At 71.2% G+C, this 15579-nt stretch carries 11 protein-coding genes and 1 tRNA gene; 6 read left to right on the top strand and 6 right to left on the bottom strand.

The window, feature by feature from the left end; genetic code table 11:
• The first annotated feature begins 4 nt into the window (after window positions 1-4).
• Genes ACZ5FU_RS23840 through ACZ5FU_RS23850 form a run of 3 tightly spaced genes read left to right on the top strand, consistent with a single transcriptional unit; the run spans window position 5 to window position 3446 of the window.
• Window positions 5-1831 carry a branched-chain amino acid ABC transporter permease gene (locus ACZ5FU_RS23840; RefSeq protein ID WP_469046561.1) on the top strand — a complete coding sequence of 609 codons (1827 nt, stop codon included), beginning with the start codon at window positions 5-7 and terminating at the stop codon, window positions 1829-1831.
• A gap of 5 nt (window positions 1832-1836) precedes the next feature.
• The gene (locus ACZ5FU_RS23845; RefSeq protein WP_451528864.1) at window positions 1837-2733 is read left to right on the top strand and encodes an ABC transporter ATP-binding protein; all 897 of its coding nucleotides are present in this window, start codon (window positions 1837-1839) and stop codon (window positions 2731-2733) included.
• Window positions 2730-3446, top strand: coding sequence for an ABC transporter ATP-binding protein (locus tag ACZ5FU_RS23850; RefSeq protein WP_451528863.1), 717 nt, complete (start codon window positions 2730-2732; stop codon window positions 3444-3446). Before ACZ5FU_RS23845 ends, ACZ5FU_RS23850 begins: the two co-directional genes overlap by 4 nt.
• 80 nt (window positions 3447-3526) lie before the next feature.
• On the opposite strand, the gene ACZ5FU_RS23855 is transcribed toward ACZ5FU_RS23850, so the two are convergent.
• The gene (locus ACZ5FU_RS23855) at window positions 3527-4183 is read right to left on the bottom strand and encodes an ANTAR domain-containing response regulator (RefSeq protein WP_451528862.1); all 657 of its coding nucleotides are present in this window, start codon (window positions 4181-4183) and stop codon (window positions 3527-3529) included.
• Between the two features lie 100 nt (window positions 4184-4283).
• Between ACZ5FU_RS23855 and ACZ5FU_RS23860 the strand changes: the two genes are divergently transcribed.
• Together ACZ5FU_RS23860 and ACZ5FU_RS23865 are read left to right on the top strand one after the other, a co-directional pair.
• Window positions 4284-4356 (top strand) — tRNA-Leu (locus tag ACZ5FU_RS23860).
• A gap of 106 nt (window positions 4357-4462) precedes the next feature.
• Window positions 4463-5224: a helix-turn-helix domain-containing protein gene (locus ACZ5FU_RS23865; RefSeq protein WP_451528861.1), complete on the top strand. Its 762-nt coding sequence runs from the start codon at window positions 4463-4465 to the stop codon at window positions 5222-5224.
• A 14-nt stretch (window positions 5225-5238) separates the two neighbouring features.
• Here ACZ5FU_RS23865 and pyk read toward each other — a convergent pair whose 3' ends face one another.
• Both pyk and ACZ5FU_RS23875 read right to left on the bottom strand, forming a co-directional pair.
• Window positions 5239-6675 (bottom strand): pyruvate kinase, encoded by a 1437-nt coding sequence (gene pyk, locus ACZ5FU_RS23870; protein WP_451528860.1) that lies wholly within the window; start codon window positions 6673-6675, stop codon window positions 5239-5241.
• A 155-nt stretch (window positions 6676-6830) separates the two neighbouring features.
• Window positions 6831-7520, bottom strand: coding sequence for an SIMPL domain-containing protein (locus tag ACZ5FU_RS23875; protein WP_451528859.1), 690 nt, complete (start codon window positions 7518-7520; stop codon window positions 6831-6833).
• Window positions 7521-7713: 193 nt separating this feature from the next.
• Here ACZ5FU_RS23875 and ACZ5FU_RS23880 point away from each other — a divergent pair, with 193 nt between their 5' ends.
• Window positions 7714-9519, top strand: coding sequence for a bifunctional metallophosphatase/5'-nucleotidase (locus tag ACZ5FU_RS23880; RefSeq protein ID WP_451528858.1), 1806 nt, complete (start codon window positions 7714-7716; stop codon window positions 9517-9519).
• 112 nt (window positions 9520-9631) lie between these two features.
• Here ACZ5FU_RS23880 and ACZ5FU_RS23885 read toward each other — a convergent pair whose 3' ends face one another.
• From ACZ5FU_RS23885 to pepN, 3 genes are all read right to left on the bottom strand, one after another.
• On the bottom strand, window positions 9632-11050 hold the full coding sequence (locus ACZ5FU_RS23885) for a lysine N(6)-hydroxylase/L-ornithine N(5)-oxygenase family protein (RefSeq protein ID WP_469046562.1): 1419 nt from the start codon (window positions 11048-11050) through the stop codon (window positions 9632-9634).
• Window positions 11047-12405, bottom strand: coding sequence for a pyridoxal phosphate-dependent decarboxylase family protein (locus ACZ5FU_RS23890; protein ID WP_469046564.1), 1359 nt, complete (start codon window positions 12403-12405; stop codon window positions 11047-11049). Before ACZ5FU_RS23890 ends, ACZ5FU_RS23885 begins: the two co-directional genes overlap by 4 nt.
• A 187-nt stretch (window positions 12406-12592) precedes the next feature.
• On the bottom strand, window positions 12593-15085 hold the full coding sequence (pepN, locus tag ACZ5FU_RS23895; RefSeq protein ID WP_451777195.1) for an aminopeptidase N: 2493 nt from the start codon (window positions 15083-15085) through the stop codon (window positions 12593-12595).
• Window positions 15086-15579 lie beyond the last annotated feature (494 nt).

Genomic DNA, 15579 nt, shown 5'->3' on the forward strand with positions numbered 1-15579 from the left:
ACCGATGACCACACAGACCACCGCACCCGGCACCCCCAGCACCCCCGCCGCCGCACCCGCCACCGGCCTCATCGGCATCCCGGAGCACCTCGGCCGCGCCCTCGCCACCGGCGGCGGCGCCCTCACCGTCGTCTCCGCCTTCCTCGCCTGGACCTGGACGGCCGCCTTCCCCGGCGACCTCACCGTCTACGGCTACCCCGGCGGCCTGCAGGTCCTCGCCCTCATCGGCGGCGCCCTCACCACCCTCCTCGGCCTGTCCTCCTACGGAGTGAAGGGCCTCGGCTGGCTCACCCCGGCCGGCGCCGACGGCGCCATCAAGTTCGCCGCCCTCGCCGCCTTCGCCACCGTCTGGTACACCGTCGTCGCGATCACCGTCGACCTCGGCGGCGTCGTCAACCTGGAGCCCGGCGGCTACATCGCCGCCCTCGCCACCCTGATCGCCCTCCTCGGCGCCCTCGCCCTGCCCTTCGAGCGCCCCGAACCCGAGCCCCACGACCCCGACGACACCGGCTGGGAACTCTTCCGCCACCGCCTGCGCGGCGCCCGGGACACCACCAAGGCCGCCTTCGCCGGCGGCACCGCCCGCCCCCTCGGCACCCTGCCCTCCTACGCCGAGATCCTCATCATCGTCGCCGTCCTCGGCCTCGGCCTCACCGTCTTCACCTACGGCATCGGCACCGAGTACGACGAACTCTTCATCGGCTTCCTGATCACCGCCGGCTTCGGCTTCGCCGCCCTCAACAAGGCCGGCCTCGTCAACCAGGCCTCCCAGATCACCGCCCGGCACCAGAACATCACCATCTGCGGCGCCTTCGTCGCCGCCGCGATGTTCCCCTTCACCCAGACCGACGACCAGTACGCCACCGTCGGCGTCTACATCCTGATCTTCGGCACCGTCGCCCTCGGCCTCAACATCGTCGTCGGCCTCGCCGGCCTCCTCGACCTCGGATACGTCGCCTTCCTCGGTGTCGGCGCCTACGCCGCCGCCATGGTCTCCGGCTCCCCCAGCTCCCCCTTCGACGTCCACTTCCCCTTCTGGGCCGCCGTCCTCGTCGGCGCCGCCGCCTCCCTGATCTTCGGCGTCCTCATCGGCGCCCCGACCCTGCGACTGCGCGGCGACTACCTCGCCATCGTCACCCTCGGCTTCGGCGAGATCTTCCGCATCACCGCCAACAACCTCGACGGCACCTCCGGCCCCGACATCACCAACGGCTCCAACGGCATCTCCTCCATCCCGAACCTCAACATCCTCGGGTTCGACTTCGGAACCGAGCACGCCGTCGCCGGCTTCACCATCGGCCGGTTCGCCAACTACTTCTTCCTGATGCTCCTCATCACCGCCGTCGTCGTCCTGGTCTTCCGACGCAGCGGCGACTCCCGCATCGGACGCGCCTGGGTCGCCATCCGCGAGGACGAGACCGCAGCCCTCGCCATGGGCATCAACGGCTTCCGCGTCAAGCTGATCGCCTTCGCCGTCGGCGCCTCGCTCGCCGGACTCGCCGGCACCGTCCAGGCCCACGTCACCTACACCGTGACACCCGAGCAGTACCTGTTCGCCGGCCCCATCCCGCCCAACTCCGCCTTCCTCCTCGCCGCCGTCGTCCTCGGCGGCATGGGCACCATCAGCGGACCCCTCATCGGCGCGGCACTGCTCTTCCTCATCCCCAACAAGCTCCAGTTCCTCGGCGACTACCAGCTCTTCGCCTTCGGCCTCGCACTCATCCTCCTGATGCGCTTCCGCCCCGAAGGCCTCATCCCCAACCGCCGGCGTCAGCTCGAGTTCCACGAGGACGCGGAAGCTCCCACCGTCCTGACGAAGGCAGGGGCCTGACCACCATGACCACCGACACCACCACCACGGTCGCCCCCACCGGCGAAAAAGTCCTCGAAGCCCGCGGCGTCACCATGCGCTTCGGCGGCCTCACCGCCGTCCGCAACGTCGACCTGCACGTCAACGCCGGAGAAATCGTCGGCCTCATCGGCCCCAACGGCGCCGGCAAGACCACCTTCTTCAACTGCCTCACCGGCCTCTACATCCCCACCGAGGGCGAAGTCCGCTACAAGGGCACCGTCCTGCCGCCCAAATCCTTCAAGGTCACCGCCGCAGGCATCGCCCGCACCTTCCAGAACATCCGCCTCTTCTCCAACATGACGGTCCTCGAAAACGTCCTCGTCGGCCGCCACACCCGCACCAAGGAAGGCTTCTGGTCCGCCGTCCTGCGCCTCCCCGGCTTCCACAAAGCCGAAGCCGCCTCCCGCGAACGCGCCATGGAACTCCTGGAGTTCATCGGCCTGGAGAAGAAGGCCGACCACCTCGCACGCAACCTGCCCTACGGCGAACAGCGCAAGCTGGAGATCGCGCGAGCCCTGGCCAGCGAACCCGGCCTGCTCCTCCTCGACGAGCCCACCGCCGGCATGAACCCCCAGGAGACGCGAGCCACCGAAGAACTGGTCTTCGCCATCCGCGACAAGGGCATCGCCGTCCTCGTCATCGAGCACGACATGCGCTTCATCTTCAACCTCTGCGACCGCGTCGCCGTACTCGTCCAGGGCGAGAAGCTCGTCGAAGGCGACAGCGCCACCGTCCAGGGCGACGAACGCGTCGTCGCCGCCTACCTCGGCGAACCCTACGAAGACGCACCCGGCGCCGAGGAGATCGCCGAGGTCGAAGCCGCCGAAGCGCACGCCGAGACCACGACGGACGCCGCGCCCGGCAAGGAGAACGACCGATGACCGCACTGCTCGAAGTCGAGGACCTCCGCGTCGCCTACGGCAAGATCGAAGCCGTCAAGGGCATCTCCTTCAAGGTCGACGCCGGCGAGGTCGTCACCCTCATCGGCACCAACGGCGCCGGCAAGACCACCACCCTGCGCACCCTCTCCGGCCTGCTCAAGCCCGTCGGCGGCCAGATCAGGTTCAACGGCAGGTCACTGAAGAAGATCCCCGCCCACGACATCGTCTCGCTCGGACTCGCCCACTCCCCCGAGGGGCGGCACATCTTCCCGCGCATGACCATCGAGGACAACCTCCGCCTCGGCGCCTTCCTGCGCAACGACAAGGCAGGCATCGAGAAGGACATCCAGCGCGCCTACGACCTCTTCCCCATCCTGGGAGAACGCCGCAAGCAGGCCGCCGGCACCCTCTCCGGCGGCGAACAGCAGATGCTCGCCATGGGCCGCGCCCTCATGTCCCAGCCCAAGCTGCTCATGCTGGACGAGCCCTCCATGGGCCTCTCCCCCATCATGATGCAGAAGATCATGGCGACCATCGTCGAGCTCAAGGCCCAGGGCATGACCATCCTGCTCATCGAGCAGAACGCCCAGGCCGCCCTCTCGCTCGCCGACCACGGCCACGTCATGGAGATCGGCAAGATCGTCCTCTCCGGCACCGGCCGGGACCTCCTGCACGACGAATCCGTCCGCAAGGCCTACCTCGGCGAGGACTGAACCGACCCCGCACACGAAGAGGCCCGTGCCCCCGGATCGAACCGGGGGCACGGGCCTCTTCGTCCGCGCGTACCGAGACGTCAGCCCTTCGACGCCTTCTTCTCGTCGGCATCCTGGATGACGGCCTCCGCCACCTGCTGCATCGACATCCGCCGGTCCATCGACGTCTTCTGGATCCACCGGAACGCCGCCGGCTCGGTCAGCCCGTACTCCGTCTGCAGGACCGACTTCGCCCGGTCGACCAGCTTGCGGGTCTCCAGACGCAGGGTGAGGTCCGCGACCTCGTTCTCCAGCTCACGCAACTCCGTGAACCGCGAGACGGCCATCTCGATCGCCGGAACCACGTCGCTCTTGCTGAACGGCTTCACCAGGTACGCCATCGCCCCCGCGTCCCGCGCCCGCTCCACCAGGTCGCGCTGCGAGAACGCGGTCAGCATCAGCACCGGCGCGATGCGCTCCTCGGCGATCTTCTCCGCGGCGGAGATGCCGTCCAGCTTCGGCATCTTCACATCGAGGATGACCAGGTCGGGCTTGTGCTCACGGGCGAGCTCGATCGCCTGCTCGCCGTCACCGGCCTCGCCGACGACGGTGTAGCCCTCCTCCTCCAGCATCTCTTTGAGGTCGAGGCGGATCAGCGCCTCGTCCTCGGCGATGACGACACGGGTCGTCAGCGGAGGCACGTGCGACTTGTCGTCGTCGGGCGCGTCTACGGGCTGGGGCGACTCGGGGGCGGTCACGGGGGCTCCTTGTTCAGGCAGGGCACTGCTGACAAGAGCCTACCCAGCTGCGGTAAGGTGGGGTCACGGCGGGTCGGTGCCCGCCTTTGTTTTAGAGGAAGCCCCGGTAGTCCAGCGGGAGAGACACGGTGCTCAAACCACCGACAGCGTGGGTTCGAATCCCACCCGGGGCACTTTTCCTTCAATTCCAAGGTTGACCTTGGAAAGCGGATGTTCCCGTTCTCGTGAACATCCGCTTTTTGCTGCGTGTCGTCGCGATCACGCTCACAGAGTGGGCACATGTACGACGTGAGTACGCGCAAGCGGGCGCTGACGCTGGTGGCCCGAGGGCGCAGCCTGAATTCCGTGAGCAAGGAACTCGGAGTCTCCCGGTTCGCCATCCGCTCGTGGCAAGAACGCCTGGAGCCGATTCGCCGCACCGGCGGCCCCTGTCCTCGCTGCCAGAAGGTCCCCGTCCCGCCTGAGGCGCCCGCGGCCTACTCCTACCTGCTGGGTCTCTACCTCGGCGACGGTTGCATCAACCTCCATCGGCGCGGGGTCTACTTCATGCGTATCGTGCTGGACAACGCGTGGCCCGGAGTGATCGACGAGTGCGAAGCCGCCATACGCTCCGTGCGCCCCGACAACAGCGTGTGCCGCGTCAAGAAACAAGGCTGCGTCGCGGTCACCGGGTCCAGCAAGCACTGGCCCTGCCTCTTCCCCCAGCACGGCCCCGGCAAGAAGCACGAGCGTCGCATCACCCTCGAACCCTGGCAGCAGGCCATCGTCGTCGCCCACCCGTGGGAGTTCATCCGCGGTCTCATCCACTCCGACGGATGCCGCATCACCAACTGGACGATCCGCGCGGTAGGCGGCGAACGCAAGCGCTACGAATACCCTCGCTACTTCTTCAGCAACCTGTCGGGCGACATCATCCGTCTCTTCACCGATGCGCTGGACCATGTGGGCGTCGAGTGGAAGATGGCGAACCCCAGAAACGTCTCCATCGCCAAGAAGACCTCCACAGCCCTCATGGACACCCACGTGGGCCCCAAGCACTGACCCGCCCGCCCCCTCTACTCGGGCCGGTCGTCCTCCCCCACGTGGTGGACGCGGACCAGGTTCGTCGAGCCGGACACCCCCGGCGGGGAGCCCGCCGTGATCACCACCACGTCGCCCTTCTCGCAGCGGCCGAGGCGCAGGAGCAGTTCGTCGACCTGGTCGACCATGGCGTCGGTGGTGCCGACGGGTGGGACGAGGAAGGTCTCGACGCCCCAGGTGAGGTTGAGCCGGGAGCGGGTGGCGGGTTCGGGGGTGAAGGCGAGGAGGGGGATCGGGGAGCGGTAGCGGGAGAGGCGGCGGGCGGTGTCGCCGGACTGGGTGAAGGCGACGAGGAACTTCGCGTCCAGGAAGTCGCCGATCTCGGCGGCGGCTCTGGCGACGGCGCCGCCCTGGGTGCGGGGTTTGTTGCGTTCGGTGAGGGGTGGGAGGCCGGCGGCGAGGATGTCCTCCTGGGCGGCTTCGAGGATCTTGGCCATGGTGCGGACGGTCTGGACGGCGTAGGTGCCGACGCTGGTCTCGCCGGAGAGCATGACGGCGTCGGTGCCGTCGATGACGGCGTTGGCGACGTCGGAGGCTTCGGCGCGGGTGGGGCGGGAGTTGTCGATCATCGAGTCGAGCATCTGGGTGGCGACGATGACGGGTTTGGCGTTGCGCCTGGCGAGTTTGACGGCGCGTTTCTGGACGATGGGGACTTGTTCCAGGGGCATCTCGACGCCGAGGTCGCCGCGGGCCACCATGATGCCGTCGAAGGCGGCGACGATGTCGTCGATGTTCTCGACGGCCTGTGGTTTCTCGATCTTGGCGATGACGGGCAGTCGGCGGCCTTCCTCGTCCATGATGCGGTGGACGTCGAGGATGTCCCGTCCGCTGCGGACGAAGGAGAGGGCGACGATGTCGAGGCCGGTGCGCAGGGCCCAGCGCAGGTCCTGCTCGTCCTTCTTGGACAGGGCGGGGACCGAGGTCGCGACGCCGGGGAGGTTGAGGCCCTTGTGGTCGGAGACGACGCCGCCCTCGACGACGCGGGTGTGGATGCGCGGGCCGTCGATCGCGGTGACCTCCAGGCACACCTTGCCGTCGTCGACGAGGACGCGCTCGCCGGGGGAGGCGTCCTCGGCGAGGCCGGCGTAGGTGGTGCCGCAGGTGTGGCGGTCGCCCGCCACGCCTTCCTCGACGGTGATGGTGAAGGTGTCGCCGCGTTCGAGGAGGACGGGGCCTTCCGCGAAGTGGCCGAGGCGGATCTTGGGGCCCTGGAGGTCGGCCAGGGTGCCGACGCTGCGGCCGGTCTCGTCGGAGGCCTTGCGGACGTGGCGGTAGCGCTCCTCGTGCTCGGCGTGGTCGCCGTGGCTGAGGTTGAGGCGGGCGACGTCCATTCCGGCTTCGACCAGGGATTTGATCCGGTCGTAGGTGTCGGTGGCGGGGCCCAGTGTGCAGACGATTTTGGCTCGGCGCATGAGTCGAGCCTAAGTCTTACCGGGCGGTAGGGAATTCGTCGGACATGGCCGCTCAACGTCCTTTGTGTGAAGGGTTGTTGGTGGGTGCTGAATTGTGCACCCGGCCGCTCCTCCGAGCATCCGGGCGGTCGTCCGAATTCCTCGAACGAGTGAATTCACAGGTGCGGGGGGACCATGGTGAAGCGTGCTCTCACCTCGGCTCTTACCGTCATCCGCCCGGGTTCGAGGTCGAGGGGTTCGGGGGGTGCGTCCTCGGTGGCGGCCCGGCGGAAGGCGTGGCGTTCGAGGGCGCCCGGGGGGCGTCCGCCCGTCGGCTCGCCGCCGACGTCGGTGAGCTCGGTGAGGGCGGCCACGGAGGTCCCCAGGGCTTCGGCGTACTCGGTCGCGCGGCGTACGGCGTCGTGTACGGCCTGTCGGCGGGCCTCGCGGTGGACGGGTGAGTCGGGGCGCAGTTCCCACCAGGGTCCGTCGACGCGGGTGAGGTCGAGGTCGGCGAGGCGGGTGGTGAGTTCGCCGAGGGCGGTGAGGCCGGTGAGGGTGGCGGTGACGTGGACGCGGCCGTGGTGGCCGCGGATCCGTTCGCCTCGGCCGTGGGGGGAGAGTTCGGGGGTGAGGGAGACGGTGCCGGTCGAGACGTCGGCGACGGCGTCGCCGTAGGACCTGATCAGGTCGAGGACCTCGGTGTTGCGGCGGGTGAGGTCGTCGAGGGTGGTGCGGCGGTCCCGGGCGCGGGCGGTGACGGTGACGTCGAGGCGGGCGAGGTCGGGGTCGGCTTCGAGGGTGGCCTCGCCGTGGACGAGGAGGAGGGGGGCGTCGGGGGTGCCGTGGGCGGGGGGCGTGGCCATACGTCCCACTCTGGCAGTCCTTGCCTGGTTGCGGGAGGGGGCCGTGTGGTCGGGGTCACCAGATCGAAACCTGGGGGGTCTGTTCCCGTTTGCCATGGCCGGGTCAGAATCTACGCGCGTTCGGCTGTGCGTGTCCCTTGTCCACGCGCATCTGTCTACGCGCGTCAATCGGTCGTCGTCCGAGGAGCAGAGCATGCCGTTGAACCGCCGGAAGTTCCTGAAGAAGTCCGCCGCGACCGGGGCGGGGGTGGCGATCGCGGGTGCGGTCGCGGCGCCGGCGGCGCAGGCGGCGGAGCACAAGAAGCCGGCCAAGCCCGCCAGGCGGTACTCGCTGACCGTGCTGGGCACGACGGACCTGCACGGGCACGTCTTCAACTGGGACTACTTCAAGGACGCGGAGTACTCCGACGCCCAGGGCAACGCGCAGGGCCTGGCGCGCGTCTCGACCCTGGTGAACGCGATCCGCAAGGAGAGGGGCCGGGAGAACACGCTGCTGCTGGACGCGGGCGACACGATCCAGGGCACGCCGCTGACGTACTACTACGCCAAGGTGGACCCGATCACCGCCGAGGGCGGGCCGGTGCACCCGATGGCGCAGGCGATGAACGCGATCGGGTACGACGCGGTGGCGCTCGGCAACCACGAGTTCAACTACGGCATCGAGACGCTCCGCAAGTTCGAGGAGCAGTGCGACTTCCCGCTGCTCGGGGCGAACGCGCTGGACGCGAAGACGTTGAAGCCGGCGTTCCCGCCCTACTTCATGAAGACCTTCCGGGTGAAGGGCGCGCCGCCGGTGAAGGTGGCGGTGCTGGGTCTGACCAACCCGGGCATCGCGATCTGGGACAAGGCGTACGTGCAGGGGAAGCTGACCTTCCCGGGTCTGGAGGAGCAGGCGGCGAAGTGGGTGCCGAAGCTGCGGTCGATGGGCGCGGACGTGGTCGTGGTGTCGGCGCACTCGGGTTCCTCGGGCACCTCGTCGTACGGTGACCAGCTGCCGTACGTGGAGAACTCGGCGGCGCTGGTGGCGCAGCGGGTGCCGGGGATCGACGCGATCCTGGTGGGGCACGCGCACGTGGAGATCCCGGAGCTGAAGGTCGTGAACGAGAAGACCGGGAGGACGGTCGTGCTGTCGGAGCCGCTGGCCTACGCGGAGCGGCTGTCGCGGTTCGACGTGGAGCTGGTCTTCGCCCGGGGCCGGTGGAGCGTGGAGTCGGTGGCGGCGTCGGTGCTGAACTCCAACACGGTCGCCGACGACCCGCGGATCACCCGGCTGCTGTCGGACGAGCACGCTGAGGTCGTCGCGTACGTCAACCAGGTCGTCGGGACCGCGACGGACACGCTGACCACGGTCGAGGCGCGGTACAAGGACGCCCCGATCATCGACCTGATCACCAAGGTGCAGGAGGACGTGGTGAAGGCGGCGCTGGCGGGCACGTCGTACGCGTCCCTGCCGGTGATCGCGCAGGCGTCGCCGTTCTCGCGGACCTCGGAGATCCCGGCCGGCGACGTGACGATCCGGGACCTGTCGAGTCTGTACGTGTACGACAACACGCTGGTCGCGAAGTTGATGACGGGTGCCCAGGTGCGCGCGTACCTGGAGTACTCGGCGGAGTACTTCGTGCGGACGGCGGCGGGCGCGGCCGTGGACGTGGAGAAGCTGACGAACGCCGGTGGCCGTCCGGACTACAACTACGACTACGTGTCGGGGCTGTCGTACGACATCGACATCGCGCAGCCGGCCGGGTCGCGGATCAGGAACCTGGCGTACGGCGGGGCGGCGCTGGAGGACGACCGGCAGTTCGTGCTGGCGGTGAACAACTACCGGGCCAACGGCGGTGGCGCGTTCCCGCACGTGGCGTCGGCGCGGGAGCTGTGGGCGGAGTCGACGGAGATCCGGACGCGGATCGCGGAGTGGGTGACGGCGAAGGGTGTGCTGGACCCGAAGGACTTCGCGTCGGCGGACTGGAAGCTGACGCGTGACGGTGTGCCCGTCTTCTAGGGCCTGGCCGGTGGGGCTTGTCCTGTGAGGTTCGTCCTGTGGGGCTTGTCCCGCGGGGTGTGGGGGACGGTGGGGGTCCGGCTCCCGCCGTCCCTTCGTCGTGGTCGCCGGCTCATCGGCTTTCGGGGAGCGGGGCGGGGGTGGCGGGCCGGGGGGACGGGGGGACGGGGGGCCGGGGGTCGAGGCCGAAGGTGGTGAAGGCGGTACGGCTCGGGAGGGGGTGGTTCTCCTTGCCGGTGAGGGTGTTGAGGACGGTGGCGCTGCGCCAGGCGGTGAGGCCGAGGTCGGGGGCGCCGACGCCGTGGGTGTGGCGTTCGGCGTTCTGCACGTAGACGTGGCGGTCGGGGCCGGTCACAGCCGGGTCGAGGACGAGGCGGAAGTGCTCGTCGATGTGGGGGCGTCCGGCGCCGTCGCGGCGCAGGTGGGGGTCGAGGGGGGCGAGGAGGTGGTCCAGGGGGCGTTCGCGGTGGCCGGTGGCGAGGACGACGGCGTCGGTGACGAGCCGGCTGCGGGTGTTCTGCCGGACGTGTTCGAGGTGGAGTTCGATCCTGGTGGTGGCGGTGCGGCCGGCGGTGCGGACGTGGACGCCGGGGGTGAGGACGGCGTCGGGCCAGCCGCCGTGGAGGGTGCGGCGGTACAGCTCCTCGTGGATGGCGGCGAGGGTGTCGGCGTCGATGCCCTTGTGGAGTTGCCACTGGGCGTCGACGAGGTGGTCGCGGGCCGGTTCGGGCAGGGCGTGGAAGTAGCGGGTGTGGTCGGGGGTGAAGTGTTCGAGGCCGAGTCTGGAGTACTCCATGGGGGCGAACGCTTCGGTGCGGCCGATCCAGTGCAGGCGTTCGCGGCCCGGGGGGCGGTGGCGCAGGAGGTCGAGGAAGACCTCCGCGCCGGACTGTCCGGAGCCGACGACGGTGACGTGGCCGGCGGCGAGGAGTCCGGTCCGGTGGTCGAGGTAGTCGCAGGCGTGCAGGACGGGGACGTCGGGGGCGTCGGTGAGGGGGCGCAGGGTGGCGGGGACGTGGGGTTCGGTGCCGATGCCGACGACGACGTTCCTGGTGTGGGTGCGGCCGGGGGTCCCGGCTTCGCCGTCGGGGCCGGTTCGGGTGAAGTCGACCTCGAACAGGTCGTGTTCCGGCTTCCAGCGGACGGTGTGGACCCGGTGGCCGAAGTGGAGTGCGGGCAGGCCGTCGGCGACCCAGCGGCAGTAGGCGTCGTACTCGGCGCGGTGGGTGTGGAAGCGCTCGGCGAAGTAGAAGGGGAAGAGGCGTTCGCGGGTCTTCAGGTAGTTGAGGAAGGTCCAGGGGCTGGTGGGGTCGACGAGGGTGACGAGGTCGGCGAGGAAGGGCACCTGGACGCGGGCTCCGTCGATGAGGAGGCCGGGGTGCCAGGCGAAGGCGGGGCGCTGTTCGTAGAAGACGGCGTCGAGTTCGGCGAGGGGCTGGGCGAGGGCGGCGAGGGAGAGGTTGCCGGGGCCGATGCCGATGCCGACGAGGTCGCGGGGGCCGTCGGGGACCGGGTGGGCGGGGGCGTTCATGCGGGGGTGTTTCCTTCCACCAGTTCCAGGAGGGCGGCCAGGTCGTCGGGCCGGGTGCGGGGGTTGAGGAGGGTGGCCTTGAGCCAGAGCCGGCCGTCGAGGCGGGCCCGGCCCAGGACGGCGCGGCCTTCGGTGAGCAGTCGCCGTCGGATGCGGGCCACCGTCTCGTCGTCGGCGGCGGCGGGGCGGAAGAGGACGGTGCTGAGGGTGGGGGTGTCGTACAGCTCGAGGGCGGGGTCGGCGGCGATCAGGGCGGCGAGGTCCTGGGCGCGGGCGCAGACCTCGTCGACGAGGGCGCCGAGGCCGGTGCGGCCGAGGGTCGCGAGGGTGACGGCGGTCTTGAGGATGTCGGGGCGACGGGTGGTGCGCAGTGAGCGGCCGAGGAGGTCGGGGAGGCCGGCGTCGGTGTCGTCATCGGCGTTGAGGTAGTCGGCGCGCTGGTTCAGGGCGGTGAGGTCGTCGGTGTCGCGGACGGCGAGGAGTGCGGCGGCGGCCGGCTGCCAGCCGAGTTTGTGCAGGTCGAGGGTGACGGTGTGGGCGGCGTCGAGGCCGGTGAGGCGGGCGCGGTGGCGGTCGCTGAAGAGGAGGCCGCCTCCGTAGGCGGCGTCGACGTGCAGGCGGACGCCGTGGGCGGAGCAGCGGGCGGCGATGTCGGGGAGGGGGTCGATGAGTCCGGCGTCGGTGGTGCCGGCGGTGGCCGCGACGAGCAGGGGGCCGGGCAGGCGGGTGAGGGCGTCGTCGAGGGCGACGGGGTCGAGGGTGCCGGCGGGGGCGGGGACGGCGACCGGTTCGGGCAGGCCGAGGAGCCAGGCGGCGCGGGGCAGCGAGTGGTGGGCGTTGGCGCCGTGGACGAGGCGCAGGCCGGGGCCGAGCCGCTCGCGGGCCAGGAGGAGGGCGAGGTGGTTGGACTCGGTGCCGCCGGTGGTGACGAGGGCGTCCGCCAGGCCCGTCTCGGCGGCGAGCGCGCGGGTCACCAGCGCCTCCAGTTCCGAGGCGGCCGGTGCCTGGTCCCAGGAGTCCAGGGAGGGGTTGAGGACGGAGGCGGCGAGGTCGGCGGCGGCCGCGACGGCGAGGGGCGGGCAGTGCAGGTGCGCGGCGCACAGGGGGTGGGCGGGGTCGGCGGAGCCTTCGGCCAGGGCGCGGACCAGGGTGTGCAGGGCGGCCGGGTCGCCCCGCCGCGGCAGGATGTCGCCGGCTGCCGCGCGCATCCGGGCGGCCACCGCGGCGGGGCCGCCGGCGGGCAGGGGGCCGCCGCGGGCGCGGGCGCCGACGTCCAGCGCGTCGAGGACGGTGGCGAGCAACGGCCCGAGCGCGGCCGGGCCTTCGGGGCCTGAGGCGAGGGGCGGCGTGCGCATGGGCTCCTCCGGAGGCGGGGAGTCCCATTTTGTCGGTGGTTACGGCGAGGTGTCCCGGCTGCGGGGGTTTTCGAACCGAAAGTGGGAGGCCGCGCGGACCGGGGCGGGGGCGGGGGCCGGGGCTGCCGCCCCTGACCCGCCCCCGCCCCCGGTCCGGGCGCCTCGTTCCGCGGCCGGCCCGGCGGGGCTACGCCGTGGTGCCCTGCCTGACCCGCAGGGCGCGTCGCAGGTCGTCCAGTTGGTCCGCGAGCTTGCGGCGCAGGGCCGGGGTCGGGTCCGCCTCGCGCAGGCAGGTCTCGCCCAGGGTCAGGTTCTCGGCGTCGACGGCGTGCGCGGGGAAGGCCCAGCGGCCGGCGGCCTCCGCGATGGCGGGGCCGCGGCGGGCCGCCACGGCGACCGCGGCGTCGTAGAAGCGGGGCACGTAGTGCCGTACGAGGTCGGCCTGTTCGGGCTGCCAGAAGCCCTGGGCGGTGGCGGTGAAGAGGTAGTTGGACAGGTCGTCGCCGTCGAACATCGCGGCCCAGGCGGCGCTCTTGGTCTCCTCGTCGGGCAGGGCGGCGCGGCACCGGGCGGCGCCTTCGCGGCCGTTGGCGGACGGGTCGCGTTCCTGTTCGGCGGCGATGGCGGCCTCGTCGGTGGCGCCGAGGACGGCGAGCCGGGCGAGGACGCGCCAGCGCAGGTCGGGGTCGAGCTCGGGTCCGCCGGGGACCGTGCCCTCGGCGAGCCAGGCGGCGATGGTGTCCGGGTGGGCGGCGACGTCGATGAAGTGGCGTACGGCGATCAGGCGCAGGCCGGGGTGGTCGCCGTCCTCGGTGCGGCGGATGAGGTCGCGGCACAGGGAGGACAGGGTCGCCAGGGCCGCGGGGCGCTCCTCGGAGGTGAGGTAGCGGTCGGCGATCTGGGTGGAGGCGAAGGCGAGGACGCCCTGGGCGAGGGCCAGGTCGGTCTCGCGCGGGAGGTGGATGCGGGCGGTCTCCAGGTAGGAGCCGGGGGCGAGTTGGCCGTCGCGGACCGCGTCGCGCAGGGCGTTCCAGACGACGGCGCGGGTCAGCGGGTCGGGCAGCCGGGACAGGCTCGTGCCGATGGACTCGGCGGACGCGGCGTCGAAGCGGATCTTGGTGTAGGTGAGGTCGCCGTCGTTGAGCAGGAGCAGCGCGGGGGGCTTGCCGACGGGCCGGGGCGCGCTCTGCGGGATGTCGACGTCGAGGCGTTCGCGCAGGGTGAGGCGGCCCTCGTCGTCGGAGAGGTCCTGGTCGTACAGGCCCACGGCGATGCGGTGCGGGCGGCTGCCGGCGTGTTCGACGGAGAGGGCGCAGGTGCCGGCGTCGGTGGTGACGGTGGGGGTGAGGGTGTCGACTCCGGTGGTGCGCAGCCAGGCGTCGGCCCAGGCGTGGACGTCGCGCTCGGTGGCGGAGGCGAGGGAGTCGATGAAGTCGGCGAGGGTGGCGTTGGCGAACTTGTGCCGCGTGAAGTGGGTGTTGATGCCGGCCAGGAAGTCCTCCTCGCCGAGCCAGGTCACCAGCTGGCGCAGCGCGGAGGCGCCCTTGGCGTAGGAGATGCCGTCGAAGTTGAGGAGTGCGGAGGCGGTGTCGGCGACGTCCTCGGGGGCGACGGGGTGGGTGGAGGGGCGCTGGTCGGCGTCGTAGCCCCAGGCCTTGCGGACGACGCCGAACTCGGTCCAGGTGTCGGTGAAGCGGGTGGCCTCGGCGGTGGTCTGGTAGCCCATGTACTCGGCGAAGGACTCGTTCAGCCAGATGTCGTCCCACCATCTGAGGGTGACGAGGTCGCCGAACCACATGTGGGCCATCTCGTGGGCGATGACCATGGCGCGGGTCTGGCGCTCGGTGTCGGTGACGGCGGAGCGGTAGACGAACTCGTCGCGGAAGGTGACGAGGCCGGGGTTCTCCATGGCGCCGGCGTTGAACTCGGGGACGAACGCCTGGTCGTAGGAGTCGAAGGGGTAGGGCTCGGTGAACTTCTCGTGGTAGCGGTCGAAGCAGGCGCGCGTGACGTCGAGGATCTCGTCGGCGTCGGCGTCGAGGTGGGGCGCGAGGGAGCGGCGGCAGTGGATGCCGAAGGGCAGGCCGCGGTGCTCGGTGCGCACGGAGTGCCAGGGGCCGGCGGCGACGGCGACGAGGTAGGTGGAGACGGGCGGGGTGGCGGCGGCCCGCCAGCGGCCCTCGCCGAGGTGCTCGGTGACGCCGTTGGCGAGGACGGTCCAGCCCGTGGGGGCCGTGACCGACAGGTCGAAGACGGCCTTGAGGTCGGGCTGGTCGAAGGCGGCGAAGACGCGCTGGACGTCGTCCATGAACATCTGCGTGTAGACGTAGGTCTCGCCGTCGGCGGGATCGGTGAAGCGGTGCATGCCCTCGCCGGTGCGGGAGTAGCGCATGCTCGCGGCGATCCGCAGTTCGTGCTCGCCGGCGGCGAGGTTCTTCAGGGGCAGCCGGTTGTCGTCCAGGGTCTGCGGGTCGAGGGTCTCGCCGTCGAGGACGACGGAGCGCAGTTCGGCCGGCTTCAGCTCGACGAAGGTGTCGGCGCCCGTGCGCGCGGAGAACCTGATCACGGTGCGGGACTCGAAGGTCTCCTCACCGGTGGTCAGGTCCAGGTCGATGGTGTAGCGGTGGACGTCGAGGAGCTGGGCACGGGTCTGCGCTTCGTCGCGCGTGAGTACGGACATGCAGGCCATGCTGCCCGATGCCGCAGGCCAGGCACAGGGGCGGATCGGTACGCGCCGTTTGTCCCCCGTTCGCGCGGGCGCCGGGAGGGCGGGACTCCGGTGCCGGCGCGCGGGGCCGGGCCCGGACGACGGGCGGGCCCGCGTGGCCGGAGCGGGCCCGCGTCGCCGGGGGAGTCGGCGGGCTCGTCGGACGGGCTTCGGTGTCGCGGGTGTCCCCGTCGCGGGTGTCCCCCTGGAGGGCGACGTGGCGCCGGTGGGCGTCGGGGAGGTGGCGGATCACGTCCGGGCCCCTGTCGCCGGGCGGGCGCGCGTCGAGCGCGAGGAGGCGGGCCCGGGCCCCGCGGCACCCGTTCGAGTGCCTCGTCGCCGCTGGTGGCGGCTGTCCGGTGGCCCGGTGGGGCCAGGACGTCCGCCGGCGCGCGCAACGCGTCCGGTGGTCGTCCGCGACCGGGGTCCCGGCATCCGGCGGCACGGGCGGCGTCCCTCCCGCGGGA

It is taken from the genome of Streptomyces sp. NPDC031554 (assembly GCF_055580685.1).

Coding starts and splice junctions, on each gene's coding strand:
- ACZ5FU_RS23840 (WP_469046561.1), top strand. CDS start 5: ATGACCACACAGACCACCGCACCCGGCACCCCCAGCACCCCCGCCGCC.
- ACZ5FU_RS23845 (WP_451528864.1), top strand. CDS start 1,837: ATGACCACCGACACCACCACCACGGTCGCCCCCACCGGCGAAAAAGTC.
- ACZ5FU_RS23850 (WP_451528863.1), top strand. CDS start 2,730: ATGACCGCACTGCTCGAAGTCGAGGACCTCCGCGTCGCCTACGGCAAG.
- ACZ5FU_RS23865 (WP_451528861.1), top strand. CDS start 4,463: ATGTACGACGTGAGTACGCGCAAGCGGGCGCTGACGCTGGTGGCCCGA.
- pyk (WP_451528860.1), bottom strand. CDS start 6,675: ATGCGCCGAGCCAAAATCGTCTGCACACTGGGCCCCGCCACCGACACC.
- ACZ5FU_RS23875 (WP_451528859.1), bottom strand. CDS start 7,520: ATGGCCACGCCCCCCGCCCACGGCACCCCCGACGCCCCCCTCCTCCTC.
- ACZ5FU_RS23880 (WP_451528858.1), top strand. CDS start 7,714: ATGCCGTTGAACCGCCGGAAGTTCCTGAAGAAGTCCGCCGCGACCGGG.
- ACZ5FU_RS23885 (WP_469046562.1), bottom strand. CDS start 11,050: ATGAACGCCCCCGCCCACCCGGTCCCCGACGGCCCCCGCGACCTCGTC.
- ACZ5FU_RS23890 (WP_469046564.1), bottom strand. CDS start 12,405: ATGCGCACGCCGCCCCTCGCCTCAGGCCCCGAAGGCCCGGCCGCGCTC.
- pepN (WP_451777195.1), bottom strand. CDS start 15,085: ATGTCCGTACTCACGCGCGACGAAGCGCAGACCCGTGCCCAGCTCCTC.